Below are 13729 nucleotides of genomic sequence, written 5' to 3'. Positions count from 1 at the left end.
CTGATGGCATTTAGCGTTGAAAATCTAGTATCTGCTTTCAAGGCCTTCGCCGAGGAGATCGGAAAGAATCGCGAATACTTGACCGATCTGGACGCAAAGATCGGTGACGGCGATCATGGCTCCAACATGGCGAGGGGCACTAAGGCAGCGCTCGAGAAACTGGAGGCCGCCGAGCCGAAGACCTACGCGGAATTCGGCAAAACGGTTGGGATGGGTCTGGTCTCTAGCGTGGGTGGCGCTTCCGGACCGCTTTACGGAACGTTTTTCCTGCGTTTCGGTGCGGCCGGGGGCGACGCCGAAGAACTCGACCTGGCAGGTTTCGCTAAGGCATTCCGTGCCGGCGTCGAGGGCGTGGTGGCCAGAGGTAAGGCGCAGGCGGGCGACAAGACCATGCTCGACGCCTTGTTCCCCGCGGCCGACGCGCTAGATGCCGGAAGCGACCTAGATTCTGCGCTGAAGAAGGCAAAGGAGGCCGCGCAAGCCGGCCGCGACGCCACCGAGCCGATGGTTGCGCACAAGGGTCGCGCGTCGTACCTGGGCGAGCGTTCCGCAGGAACTATCGACCCGGGCTCGGCGTCCGCCACGATGCTCGTCTCGGCCCTAGCTTCCGCATAAGCGAGGAACCATGATCGGAATTGTCGCCGTTTCGCATTCGCCGAAGCTGGCCGAGGCAGCCAAGGAACTGGCTTTGCAGATGACGGGCCAGAACCCGCCGAATATTCAGTTGGCAGCCGGCACTGCCTCCGGCGAGTTCGGCACGGACGCCATGGCCGTCGCCGAATCCATCGGGGCCGCCGATTCCGGCGAGGGCGTGGTGATAATTTCCGATCTTGGTTCGGCGGTGCTCTCCGCCGAAATGGCGTGCGAGTTCGTCTTCGACGTCGAGGTTCGGGTGGTGGCTGCACCGTTCGTCGAGGGCCTGCTGGCCGCAGCGGTGGCTGCTTCGGGTGGCAAGGGTCTGGACGAGGTTGCCTCCGCCGCCCGCTCCGCGCTCAACGGCAAGATCGAGCAGTTGGCCGATGAACCTGCGGAACAAAAACCGGCGGAGAATACAGCGGAGGCCGACGCACGCGCTTGCGTGAAGCTAATAAATCCGATGGGTCTGCACGCGCGGCCCGCCGCCGCTCTGGCTAGGCTCGTCAACGATCTGGGTTCCTGCATCAAAATCTCCACCGCCACGGGACGCAGCGCCGACGCGGATAGCCCGCTATCCGTTGCCGGGCTCGGCACAGTGGGCGGCGACGAGATCTCCATCGAGGGCTTCGGCGAGGACGCTGCCGTAGACGTCGAGCGGGTGCGCGAACTTTTAGCATCCGGTTTCGGCGAGGTCGCCGAGCCTGCGTACGAAAGTGAAACCAACGCTCCCCAGACTGCCGGCATCAGCGCAGGAAGGGTTGTCGGCCCAGTCGCAACCATGGCCGACACCAACAAGCCGCCGACACAAGGGGAAAAAGTTCCCGAAGCCCAACGCGAGGACGAGCTGCAGAGGGCGTTGGACTCGCTCGAACAGACCGCCGAGCAGCTGAATCAGCAGGCGAAAACCGCCGACCCCACCGCTAAGGACATCCTGCAGGCAACCGCCCAGTTGGTCTGTGACGGTGCCGTCCGATCTCGCGTGTCCCAACTGATCAACGATTCCGGCGCGACCGCCGAGCAAGCGGTCTGGGACGCGTTCAGTGAGGTCGTCATTCGCTTCGATTCTGCTGGCGGCAAGCTCGCAGAGCGGGCCTGTGACGTCCGCGATATCCGGGCGCGCGTAGTCTCCCGTTTGGAGGGACGGGAGCTAGCCGGAATTCCGACAAGCGACAAGCCGTTCATCCTTGTGGCACGCGATTTGGCTCCCGCCGATGCCGCTCAGATCGACCCGAAAACCTGCCTAGGGCTTATTCTCGGCGAGTGCGGGCCCACATCGCACACCGCCATTCTGGCTCGCGCACTCGCAATCCCCGCGGTGATGAACAGTGGCTACGCCGAGCTACACGACGGCCAGCGTGTCCTCATCGACGGCTCGACGGGCGATCTGGTGGTTGAGCCAACCGATGAACAAGCCGAAGGCGCCCGCACAGCGCCCGAGACGTCCGCTTCTGTAGATTTTTCCGGCCCCGGCGCCACCGCGGACGGCATCCCTATCACTCTTGCCGCAAACATCGGCTGGCCGCAGGACGTGCCGGTGGCGTTGGCTAACAACGCTGAGGGCTCCGGACTGTTCAGGACGGAATTTTGTTTCCTAAACCGCTCGGACGCCCCTAGCGTCTCCGAGCAGGAGGCCCAATACGCGCAGGTTCTTCGCGGTTTCGAGGGCAAGAAGGTGGTCATTCGTACGCTTGACGCGGGCTCCGACAAGCCGCTGCCCTTCGTCACGATTCCTGGCGAGGAGAACCCGGCTTTGGGCGTGCGCGGCTACCGCACATGTTGGCGTTCGCCGCAGATTCTTGAAGATCAGTTGAGGGCGATCGCAAACGCGGCCGCCCAGACGGGCAACTCACCGTGGGTGATGGCGCCGATGATCGCGACCGTCGAGGAGGCTGACGAATTCGCCAAGCTCGCTCGTTCATACGGCTTGAAGACGGTCGGCGTGATGGTCGAAACGCCGGCTGCCGCGCTGTGCGCCGACGAGCTGTTCGAGGTGGTGGATTTCGTCTCAATCGGCACCAACGACCTGACGCAGTACACCATGGCCGCCGACCGACACTCCGGCGAGCTGGCTCATCTGGGCACGCCTTGGCAGCCCGCAGTGTTGAAGCTAATCGCGATGATCGGCAAGGCTGGCTCACGAACAGGCAAGTCCGTGGGTGTATGCGGAGAGGCCGCCTCGGATCCGCTTCTGGCGGGCGTGCTGGTTGGGTTGGGCGTCACCTCGCTATCGATGGCGCCTCAGGCGATCGCCAGGGTGAGCACGGCTCTAGCCAAGTATTCCCTTGAGTCTTGCCGGAAGGCCGCTCAGCTAGCACTGGCGACGTCGGCTCCGGATCTTGCCAGGGCGGCCGCCAAAATTGCGTTACAGGCCTAGACCGAACCCACAAGAACAATTGTTAGATTAGACACCCCGTAATCTGTCACGAATCATCCAAATATCAATTTAATGACAGCTTAGAGGAGAGCTAATCTAACAATTTTTTGTTAGAATGCCAACTAATGCCAGATTAAGGACACTCGAATGTGACATTTGGAGGCACTATGCGAGCTGTTGGCATCGAACGCAGGCACGAGTTACAGAGCGCCGTTGGAGAAATCCTCGCAACAGCTAGTGACGGCTTTTTAACATCTAAAGAGACACAAGCCATCTACTTCAAAGAAGAGGCCGGGAGACGAGGTCACGGCGGCATCATTGAACCAGGCGACAAAACCAACAATGAGGCAGCAACAAAACTAGCCGACGAAGTGGCCTGTATGGCCAACACACCTGGTGGCGGCGCATTAATAGTTGGAGTCGCAGATAGCGGCGAAATAATTGGCACCGAACTAGATGTCGATTGGCTGCGCCAGCGAATCGATTCTGCAGTAAACGTGGCTCCGGATATCGTCTCACAAGAAGTCTGCGGTCTTCGCGTTCTTGTGATTTACGTAGCCGAGGCCATGGAACCGATTGCCAATACTTCAGATTCATATAGATGGCGGGTTGGAGATAGCTGCAAGCCCGTAGATCGTGCCGAGTGGTGGGAAAATATGGCCGCTCGCAACCAGTTCGACCCAATGGCTCAAAAGTCTCGGCTGACCGTTAATGACATTTCCCCAGCAGCTCTCCATCTAGCACAAAGATGGGTCGGCGAAACCGACCCGAGCACCACGGAAGATTTTTTGCTCAGGATAGGTGCCCTTCGCTCTGACAACCACCTCACCCAAGCAGCCGAACTAGCTTTCACCAACAGCAACCGTTGCAACATTGAGCTGACAGTATTCGACGTTCCTGGTGGGAAAATAATTAACCGTCCGCGCACCCCCGCAGACACTTCATTGTTGGAACAGCTGAATTTCGTCGAGCAGGCCCTATCTGCCTTTAACCAAGAGCAGATAATCCCAGCTGGAATAGCTCACCAGAGTTTTCGACAAGTTCCGGAGCAAGCTGTTCGTGAGGCGCTATTGAATGGACTAATTCATCGCGATTGGAACAGGCAACAACCTACGGAAGTTCGCTGGTTCAGCACGGATTCAATGTTAGAGGTACGCAGCCCCGGAGGGTTCCCAACAGGCATATCATCGTCCAATGTTCTCTCCAACCGGGCAGCTAGATATCCGGCTTTGGCCGATCTTTTCCGGGCTCTCGGACTAGTCGAAAAGCAAGGTGTTGGCGTCGACCGCATGTACCAGTCCATGATTACGCTGGGTCATAGACCGCCCGAGATTATTGAGGTATCCGGCCCGTATGTCGAATGCAGATTACAGGGCGGTGAACCGGTTTACCCCGTTCTAAAACTAGTTAGTTCGATTTCGCCGCGGGAAAGACAACGCGACTACAGAATTTCTGTTTTGCTTTACCACCTTTTTAGACATGCCTTTGTGACGGAGGGCGCACTCGCCGCAGCCTTGCAGTCGACGCGAGAGGCCGCGCTTAATGCGCTTCGAGCCGCGGAACAGACAACCGTTTCAGGGCAACCGCTGATAAGTAGGCACAAGCAGGTTTGGCTGTTGTCTGCTTCTGCCAGGAGCCTAGTGGCAGCTTCGAACGCCCCTTTCCCGATTCTCAACTATCTATCTACGGACATAAGGCAAATTGAATCTGTCGTAAGTGAGTGGTTAGAGGTTTTTCCGTCCATCACTACCGGCGATTTAATGCAGCTATGTGACATCTCGCGAGGAACAGCAAGAAGAATGCTTGATGAATTGAGCAATACAGGTTTGCTAGCCCAAACCGGAAAAGGTAGAGCGACTAGATTTGTGCGAAACCATCCAGTTTCTTAAGACAGAAGACCAGGAATGTTAGATTAGACACCCCGTAATCTGTCACGAATCATCCAAATATCAATTTAATGACAGATTAGAGGGGCGCCAATCTAACAATTTTTTGAAATTTGGGGTGTTTTTGTCGGAATAGCCAGCATCGTTTAGTGGTTGGAGTCACTTGGCCGAGTAATCGAAGGCCAGACGTGGGGTTCCGTCGTGGGTGTAGATGATTCCGCGCTCGACGAACCCGAAGTCGGTGAGCGCCTTGCGCATGCTTTGGTTGTTGCGGTGGGTGTCGATGCGCAGGTAGCCGATCTTTTCGGCACAGAACTCGAAGCAGGCGCGGCCGATGCCTCGGGCTTTGCCGCTGGATGCCAGCCGGTGAATTACTCCGTAGGGCGAATCGCCACCCCAGACGCCGCCCTCGATTACGCGATAGGTTGGGTCGTCCTCGACCGAGAAGTAGAAGGTGCCAACGATTTCGTCGTCCGCGACGATCACGTAGCTGTTCGAACTTTCAACGTCGCTTCGCACGATGTCGCTGTCAGGATAGCCAAACCCCCACTGGGTGTAGTTGCCTTCGTCGGCCATGTAGGCGCGCGCTTGATCATAGATCGCGACGATCGCGTCGAAGTCATCCATGGCGGTCTGCCTGATTCGCATACCTCATTGTAAAACTAGGTTCCCCAGCTAGGGCAGCGCAAGCCCTAGTCGTCGCACATAACCGTTATAAACATCGGGTGCATAAACCTGGCGTCTGCTCAGTTTCATGCACCCGACATTTTATTGGCGGACGCACGTCCACCTATTAGTGAACTGTGAGGTTCTTAAGGATCTGCCAGGTAACATGCAGCAAGCGGGCTTAGTGCGGCTAAATTAGCTCTTGCCCGAATCTTGACCAAAGCATTTTGGCCTGTCCGGGCAAGACGAAGCCGCTGTCCTGGCCTTGGCCGGGAGTCTTGAAAGAAGCATGATCTTGTTAACTACCACGTGTTCGATTGAAAGCCGCTAAGCGTGAGAATTCTCACTTTTCCATTGCTAAACAAAGTCACCATCGCGGCATTTGGCGTTCTCGGCGGACTTGCGTTGTTGCTGCTTGTCTGGTGTCGTTGGCGTCCGTTGTCTACGAAAGGGCGCCTGCTGACGTTTTTGCCAGCAGCGCTAGTCGGTTTATCCGGCTGGATACTCATAGACCAAACCTGGCGTCCATTCGCAGACCCAGTTGGCCGATTCGTTTGGGTGATGGCATCTTGCGTGGTATTCGGTGCGACGCTGACGCTCGCACGGCCAAAAGGTGCCCGGCAAGGAACCCTGTTTTCTAGGGCGGCCAAAATGCTTCGCGATCTGATCGCGCTGTTACTGGTTATGACCGCAGCGTTGGTTGCAATCAACGCTAAATTCGGGGCCTACCAAAACTTGAATCGGCTGTTCAGTTTAGATGCGAAAGCTCAACCGCTAGCTCAAGCTAAAGCACAAGTGGATGCTTCGAAAGGCGCCCTGGCCGAGACACAAATTCCGGGAACTAAATCGGGGTTTAAGGCCCGTAACGCGCTGGTCTATCTGCCACCCGGCTATTCCGATGACGATTCACCGGCCCCACTGCTGGTGTTGCTGGCAGGCCAACCAGGCAACCCACAAGATTGGGTTTCCGGTGGTGGCTTGGTTGAAACTATGGATGGCTACGCAGCCAAGCACCGGGGCAAGATGCCCGTCGTAGTGGTGGCCGATCAATTGGGCAGCCCCGTAGCTAACCCGCTTTGCTCGGATGCGCTGCTGGGCAATGCGGCAACCTATCTGCAGCAAGACGTAATTAACTGGGTGAATGCTAATTTAAATGTCTCGAAAGATCCTGCACATCGAGCTATCGGAGGTGCGTCCAATGGAGCAACTTGTGCACTACAGGTCGTCACCCGCAGACCTGACCTGTTCCACACTTTCTTGAGTTTTTCGGGCGAGCCGGAACCAAGCCTAGGCGATCGCGAACGTACCATAAATGAAGGTTTCGGCGATCTGGCTAAATTTCAGCAAAACAACCCGAAAGATTTATTGGCGAAAAATAGCTATCCACAGATTGCCGGAATTTTTACCGCCGGCGACGACGACGAAAAATACGGCCCGCCGACCGCCCAGTTGGCTCAGGCCGCCCGGAATGCGAGGATGAATGTTGAATTGCGCAACTATCCCGGCGGACATTCCTGGGCACTTTGGAATCATGCTTTAAGCGACCAGATTGATTGGCTATGCGACCGTTTAAACACTTAATCACCCGCGTGGGGCGGCTAGCAAAATATGGCGTAACAAAGGCGCCCGTAACGCTTACCCTATTGATTTTTATGTGGGCCGTGCTGGTGACCACTGGAGTAAGAATCCCTAGCCGACTGCTGAACCACTTCGGGGTTGGCCCGGCTGGACTATTTGACGGTAAATGGTGGCCGGCACTGACTTCGGCTTTCTTCGCCAGCCACGTCGGTGCGGCGGTTGGCTGCACGATTCTGCTAGTTGCCATCTCGTCCCGCGTCGAAGCCAAGCTAGGCAGTATTCGTTTTTTCGTCATCGGAATTGCTGGGCAGGCTATCGGTGCTTTAGCCACGGCGGTAAGCGTCAAATTTTTGGGTCTATTCAGCGCCACTGAACGCAGCCTGTATAACGCGTTCGACGTCGGCTGCACTCCCTGGTTGATGGCGGTTTTACTGGCCGCCACCGGAAAGCTTGACACACTTTGGCGACGGCGCGTGCGCACGAGCTCTTTCGTCGTGCTTTTCACCTTGCTTGCCTTTTCTGGTCATTTGCAGGATTTTGAGCGGCTATTCGCCGCACTTTTTGGTCTGGCGATTGGCAGGTTGGCCTGGCAGAAAAATTCTCCTAGCCGCTCGCTGATCGGCACGACTCACGAAGGCCGGGTGCTGGTTTCGTTAGTGCTGGCTTCAGTTAGCGCAGCGACTATTCTGACTGTTTTTGCCCCGCATGCTGTTGGCCCGCTAGCTCAGATCAGCGCAATGATCCACGGCCCTGATTTTGACGCAGATGCGCTGGCTCATATCTGTGACGACCCTACCCAAGACCGGCTGTGTCGTTACACGCTTTCGCGAGCGGCCAATTATTCTCTGGGTGCAGCGCTAACCATGCTGCTGCCCCAATTCACCTGTTTGGTCCTGGCCGAAGGGCTGCGTCGGGGACGAAGGCTGGCTTGGGCGTTAGCGTGTGTCGTGAACCTGCTCATCGCGGCGATCGCGACCCTGAACATGTTGGGTCAGCTGGCGCTGTTTGAGGCGGTCAATGCTGTCCGGCTAATTATCCCGGTTGCTTTGCCATTGGCGATTCTGGTTTTGCTGGTGGCAACCCGCAGGTGGTTTAAGGTCGTCACCCCGAAGGCACCCATGCGGCGGCTGTTATTGACGGTTGCGGCTGTTTTCGTCGTTTCTTTGCTGGTCTGTGTTTTCGTTGGCGCGGCTTCAGCCGACGAGTTCTATCCGCAGGCCACTGTCTGGGCATTGATTGGCCAATTTTTTGTTCATTCGTCACCGATGTGGTCAATGGGGCTGCTGGTTACGCCGATAGTTCCAATGACTTTCTTCACCCAGTTGGTGTTGACTTGGGTTCCGATGCTGCCTTGGTTGACGCTGCTGATCGGTTTGCTGCGAATCTTTTTGTACACCGGAGCGGTAGAAACTGTGGCTGAGCGTGATCGGCTGCGCGATTTGCTGGTGAAAAATGGCGGTTCATCTTTTGGCTGGTGGGCCACCTGGCAAGGTAACTCGTACTGGTTCAGCAAGGATTCGGCTGCTGGTTTGGCCTACCGTCCCTGGGGTGGGGTGGCTTTGGTAACCGCCGATCCGGTGTGTGCACCGCAAGACCTCGACAAGGTAGTTGCCGAATTTTCCGCTTTTGCTACCGATGCTGGACTGATCCCGGCGTTTTATTCGGTTCATGCCCCCTGCCAGGCCGCGACCAGCCGGCTGGGCTGGTCCCGTCTGCAGGTTGCGGAAGAAACCATTTTAGACCTGCCAGACCTGGAGTTTAAGGGTAAAAAATTCCAGGACGTCCGCACTGCCATCAACAAAGCGAAAAAACAGAATATTTCAACACTTTGGACATCTTTTGCGGATGCTAGCCCAGCCGTCGTCGCACAGATTTTGACGGTCTCTGAGGAGTGGATGAAGGCTAAGAAGCTGCCTGAGATGGGCTACACCCTTGGCTCTATTGACGAGCTGAAAGACCCTAATGTCCGGCTACTAATTGCGCTTGATGAGGAACATACTGTTCATGGCATCACTAGCTGGCTACCGGTCTATCGGCAAGGTCAGCTTGTTGGCTTAACCCTAGATTTTATGCGTCGACGCTCACACGGTTTTTCTCAGGTAATGGAGCTTTTGATTGCCCAAGCCGCATTGGACGCAAAAGCTGAGGGGTTGAGTTTCATCAGCCTTTCGGGGACGCCGCTGGCTAATATCGAGTCGCAGACCGATGGCTGGCTCGAGTGGCTGGGTAAAATTTTGGAGCCGGTTTACGGGTTCCGTTCGCTACTGGCTTTCAAGTCGAAATTCCAGCCTCGCTATGAACAGATTTTCTTGACGATTCCGGCATTTTCAAATTTGCCTGCTGTTGGACTGGCTATCGGCCACGCCTACCTTCCTAGCGTCAAACTGCGCGAGGGTATGCGGCTGAGAGGGCGAGCTAATCCACGGCAACAAGAAGGCTGCTCCTGGCGTAAAAAATAATCCGTAGTCGGTTCGATTTTTACGCCAGGACCCATGTGGCTAGTAGCCCAGGCTGGTGGCGGTCTCGCGAATCTGATCCGCGCTTGCCCTCAGCTGCGAAAGCTCGGATTCACTGACCTCAAGCTCCAGTTGACGGACCGCGCCACGGGCGCCAACGATCGTCGGGACGGACATGCAGACACCGCCAATGCCGTGCCAGTTGGTTAGCATCCTGGAGACGGGCAGGACGGCACGCTCGTCTCGAAGAATCGCCTTGATGATTCGGCAGGCGCTGACACCAATCGCGAAGTTCGTCGCGCCCTTGCCCTCAATGACCTCGTAGGCGGCGTTCACGACCCGCTGCGACATCTCGTCGAGCTTCTCCCCGGTGAAGCACTTTCCGTTGCCGAATTTCCAGTCGAGGATGGGCACGCCGCCGATACTAGCGGTGCTCCACATCGGGGTCTCGGAGTCGCCGTGCTCGCCACACATGTATGCGTGCACGTTGCCGGTGGCGACGGCACAAGTCTCGGCGATCAGCTGACGAAGCCTGGAAGAGTCCAACACTGTGCCTGAACCGAACAACCTCGACGGCGGCAGCCCAGAGATCTTCAAAGCGGCCTGGGTGGTGACGTCCACGGGGTTGGTCACCATCAGAAAGATGGCGTCTGGGGAGCGCTCGACCAGCGGGGGAAGGATGTTCTGCATCAGCTTGACCGTCGAACCCGCCAGGTCTAGGCGTGACTGGCCAGGCTGCTGCTTTGCGCCAGCGGTGATTACGACGACGTCCGAATCTGCGGTTGAATCGACGTCATCGGAGCCTTCGATGAGCGCCTCGGGCACGAACTGGCCACCGTGGATAAGGTCGAGCGCTTCTGCGTGAACCTTAGGCCCGTTGATGTCCTCGAGAACGATGTGCCTGGCGACGCCTTCGATCATCGCCGCGTATGCCAGCGACGAACCGACCGCACCGGCACCGACAATAGAGAGTTTTGAACCTTCTCGACGGCTGTCAATGTTTGAAATCATCGTTTTCCTCACTCTTATGGGCGGTTATCAAATAGCAGGTTCACACGGCTGCCGGATTCAACCGTGCGAACCTTGAGCCCATAAATAGGCTCCAAAATTTGGGGGGTGAAAACTTGAGTGGGAGTTCCTCTGGCAGCAACCTTACCGCCATCGAGGAGGATTATCTGGCCGCAGCACCGAGCCGCCAGGTTTAGATCGTGAAGCACAATTACCGTAGTCCGCCCGAGCTCCGAGATCAGGTCTAGGAGCGCGAATTGATGCCGCAGATCTAGGTGGTTGGTCGGTTCGTCCATCAGCAGGTGCGAGGACTGCTGGGCGATCGCGCGGGCGATCATCACCCGCTGACGCTCACCGCCGGAAAGATTTGTGACTAGCCGATCGGCTAGGTCTGTAAGTTCGACACGAGCCATCGCTTCGTCGACGAGGCTCTGGTCGGCGTCGTCGCCGTATCCAATCAGATGCCGGCTAGCCAGCCTGCCGAGGCCGACGGCGTCGCGAACTGTCAGCGGCAAAACCGCATCGCGTTCCTGAGCCACCACGGCTATTTGTTTGGCGATTTCTCGCCTACTCAGCTCGGCAATGTTTTTGCCGTCCACCAGCACTTCACCAGTGTCTGGCTTCAGAGCATTGTGTAGCGCCATCAGAAGGGTAGATTTTCCGCACCCGTTGACGCCGACTACGCCAACCACCTCGCCGTCAGACACGCTAAAGCTAACGTCGGAGATAATCCGACGTTTTCCACGGCTGACGGAGAGGCGGTTGACAGTAATCATTACTTCTTCAGCAGCTCTCCGAGCTTGACGGCGCCGTCAACAGACAGGGTTGTCGGCGGGTCGGTGAGGACGAACGGCAGGTAGACGATCTTGTCATTCTTCACAGCCTGCAGGCCGTCAGCACCGGCGTAACCCTTGAGGATCGCCTTGGCTTCCTCCGGCGTGGAGGAGTCGGCCATCAGCACGATCCACTCGGGGTCCTTCTCGAGAAGGGATTCCATGGATGCGTCGAATACGCGCTCCTTGGAGTCGTCGTAGACGTTCTTCAGGCCATTGGCTTCGAAGATCGGCTGAACCATGGAGCTGGTTCCGTAGGTGTAGAACTCGGTGGATCCCGGCATCACGAACAGCGCTGCGGCATTGGCCTTGCTGCCGGAAGGAGCTGCCTTCTTGACATCCTCGAGGCGCTTGGCAACCTTGTCCTTAACTTCTTTGGCCTTGTCCTGAACGCCGAACATGGTGGCGATCTTGTCGATCTCGTTGTAGACGAGGTCGTAGGAAGCGTGGTCGGTGGTCCAGTTCGGGCACATCGCGTCGGGCGAGTATAGCGGAACACCGGAGGCCTTCAGCTTTTCGCGGTCGGCGCCCTCGTCATAACCGAAGACGACGTCGGGGTTTACAGACAGCGCGGCCTCGGTGGACACTTTTGCGCCGCCGGTGCCGGTGTCGCCGGCCTCAAGTTGCGGGATGGCGTCGAGAGCCTTGTTCATTTCGGGGTAGCTCTCGTCGATGCGGCGGTTACCGGACTTGGCGACTACTTTGTCGGCCAGGCCTAGGTCGTAGAGGATTGAGAAGTCGGTTTCAGAGAGCAACAGAATGCGCTCCGGAGCCTTCTCGAATTCCAAAGTCTCGTTGCAGCTTTGAATCTTGGCAGGGAATCCTGCCTGCGCGGCGGACGATGCCGGAGCTGAAGACTCGCTTTCAGCATTGTTACCGGAACATCCGGTGAGAGCAAGACCGAGCGCTAGCGCTCCGACGATGAGTTGTTTCCTCATTCTTTTTCCTTTCTTAACTTGCACGCCGTTGCCTCTTAATGAGGACTACTAAACAAGGCGCACCAATTAAACCTGTGATTACCCCGATCGGTAGCTCTGCAGGAGCAAATGCGACGCGGGCGATTGCATCCATCCAAACCAGGAACAGCGATGAAGCGAGTGCTGATCCGAGCACTAGGAAGCGATGTGAATATCCGATGAATGATCGAATGACGTGCGGCACGATCAGCCCAACAAAGCCAATTCCGCCTGCCGCCGCCACTGCTATTGCCACTGAAGCCGAAACGATAATCAGCATGACGACCCGCATCCTCGATGCATTCACTCCCACCGACTCGGCCGTTCTGTCTCCGCTCGCCAGAGCGTCGAGGATCGGGCCGCAGAAGAACATCACAGCCGTGAAAACCACGGCAACGATCACTAACAGCGGGAGTTGCGGCCACTGTGCGCGAGCCAACGACCCAAGCATCCAGAACATAACGGCCTGCGATGTTTCGGGGCTGCCAGAAGAAAATATGAGCAGGTTCGTTACTGCCTGAAAACCGAAGCCAGCTGCAAGGCCTGCGAGTATAAGCTGCAGTGGCGTCGAGCCTTGACCGGCGACTGCCATCACCATCAGCGTAGCTATGAGTGCTCCCGCGAAAGCCATGCTGCCCGTGACCATGTAGTTGGACGCACCGAGCACGATAATCGAGAGCGCCGCGCCAGTCGATGCACCGCTAGAAACGCCGAGCACGTAAGGCTCCGCCAGCGGGTTACGCACCAACGCCTGCAGAACGACACCCGCAACGCCCAGAATCGCGCCGACAGCCAGCCCAGCAATGATTCTTGGGACACGATTCTGCCAGATGATCGCGTCGATGGCTGGCGTCCAGGTTTTATCGACGTTGAAACCAAGATGATCGAGTGTGACACCAACGATGTCTGGGATGCTCACGTTTGCTGACCCGAAAACTATGGAAAGAAGCGGGGTGAGGACCATCAAGAGCAGCAGAATTACAAGACGCACATTGCGCTTGCGTTTATTTTTTCTCCGCCTCAGGATTGTGCTCCCCTTGGCGGTAGCACTTTCCTGCATTCGGTTACTTTCGGTCGGACCGGTTCGCGCGGCTAATGATACCTGCCGGTTAGAGGTCGGACTCGACTTACGTCTTACCGTTGCGCGTCAGTTTTGGGTTCTCACCAAATTCCCTGTACCGGCTATTAGGCAAGTCTGGATTGCCTAACAAATAGATATTCTTACACTACTTAACAGTTTTAGCAATGAATCACGCCTTATTACGGCCAGTTGTTTCCAAACAAGAAGTTTGGGCCGCCCCAAGTGGGACGGCCCAAACTTCTTTATTTAGCTAGC

10 protein-coding genes and 1 riboswitch are annotated in these 13729 nt (G+C 56.9%); of the genes, 5 read left to right on the top strand and 5 right to left on the bottom strand.

Annotation, left to right across the window (positions count from 1 at the left end; translation table 11 throughout):
- Positions 1–3: 3 nt before the first annotated feature.
- The 3 genes from dhaL (at position 4) to G556_RS0103230 (ending at position 4899) form a co-directional block, all read left to right on the top strand.
- Positions 4–615: a dihydroxyacetone kinase subunit DhaL gene (dhaL, locus tag G556_RS0103240; RefSeq protein ID WP_028821742.1), complete on the top strand. Its 612-nt coding sequence runs from the start codon at positions 4–6 to the stop codon at positions 613–615.
- 10 nt (positions 616–625) lie between these two features.
- On the top strand, positions 626–3010 hold the full coding sequence (gene ptsP / locus G556_RS10065) for a phosphoenolpyruvate--protein phosphotransferase (protein ID WP_081675495.1): 2385 nt from the start codon (positions 626–628) through the stop codon (positions 3008–3010).
- A 167-nt stretch (positions 3011–3177) separates the two neighbouring features.
- Positions 3178–4899 (top strand): DUF5635 domain-containing protein, encoded by a 1722-nt coding sequence (locus G556_RS0103230; RefSeq protein ID WP_028821741.1) that lies wholly within the window; start codon positions 3178–3180, stop codon positions 4897–4899.
- A 156-nt stretch (positions 4900–5055) separates the two neighbouring features.
- Here G556_RS0103230 and G556_RS0103225 read toward each other — a convergent pair whose 3' ends face one another.
- Positions 5056–5544, bottom strand: a complete 489-nt coding sequence (locus G556_RS0103225) for a GNAT family N-acetyltransferase (protein WP_028821740.1) — start codon at positions 5542–5544, stop codon at positions 5056–5058.
- A 351-nt stretch (positions 5545–5895) separates the two neighbouring features.
- Between G556_RS0103225 and G556_RS0103220 the strand changes: the two genes are divergently transcribed.
- Both G556_RS0103220 and G556_RS10060 read left to right on the top strand, forming a co-directional pair.
- A complete protein-coding gene (locus tag G556_RS0103220; RefSeq protein WP_028821739.1) occupies positions 5896–7143 on the top strand; it encodes an alpha/beta hydrolase in 1248 nt (415 codons plus the stop codon).
- 71 nt (positions 7144–7214) lie between these two features.
- On the top strand, positions 7215–9599 hold the full coding sequence (locus tag G556_RS10060) for a DUF2156 domain-containing protein (RefSeq protein WP_051176612.1): 2385 nt from the start codon (positions 7215–7217) through the stop codon (positions 9597–9599).
- 39 nt (positions 9600–9638) lie between these two features.
- Here the strand turns inward: G556_RS10060 and G556_RS0103210 are convergent, their stop codons facing one another.
- Genes G556_RS0103210 through G556_RS0103195 form a run of 4 tightly spaced genes read right to left on the bottom strand, consistent with a single transcriptional unit; the run spans position 9639 to position 13453 of the window.
- Positions 9639–10607 (bottom strand): L-lactate dehydrogenase, encoded by a 969-nt coding sequence (locus tag G556_RS0103210; RefSeq protein WP_028821738.1) that lies wholly within the window; start codon positions 10605–10607, stop codon positions 9639–9641.
- A gap of 14 nt (positions 10608–10621) precedes the next feature.
- On the bottom strand, positions 10622–11380 hold the full coding sequence (locus G556_RS0103205) for an ABC transporter ATP-binding protein (protein WP_028821737.1): 759 nt from the start codon (positions 11378–11380) through the stop codon (positions 10622–10624).
- Positions 11380–12375 (bottom strand): ABC transporter substrate-binding protein, encoded by a 996-nt coding sequence (locus G556_RS0103200; protein ID WP_028821736.1) that lies wholly within the window; start codon positions 12373–12375, stop codon positions 11380–11382. Before G556_RS0103200 ends, G556_RS0103205 begins: the two co-directional genes overlap by 1 nt.
- 13 nt (positions 12376–12388) lie before the next feature.
- Positions 12389–13453, bottom strand: coding sequence for a FecCD family ABC transporter permease (locus G556_RS0103195; protein WP_081675493.1), 1065 nt, complete (start codon positions 13451–13453; stop codon positions 12389–12391).
- 31 nt (positions 13454–13484) lie between these two features.
- A riboswitch (cobalamin riboswitch) is annotated at positions 13485–13620 on the bottom strand.
- Between the last annotated feature and the right edge of the window lie 109 nt (positions 13621–13729).

The sequence above is a fragment of the Propionimicrobium lymphophilum DSM 4903 genome (genome assembly GCF_000423485.1).
GTDB lineage: Bacteria > Actinomycetota > Actinomycetes > Propionibacteriales > Propionibacteriaceae > Propionimicrobium > Propionimicrobium lymphophilum.
This window is presented reverse-complemented; position numbering and strand designations above follow the sequence as displayed.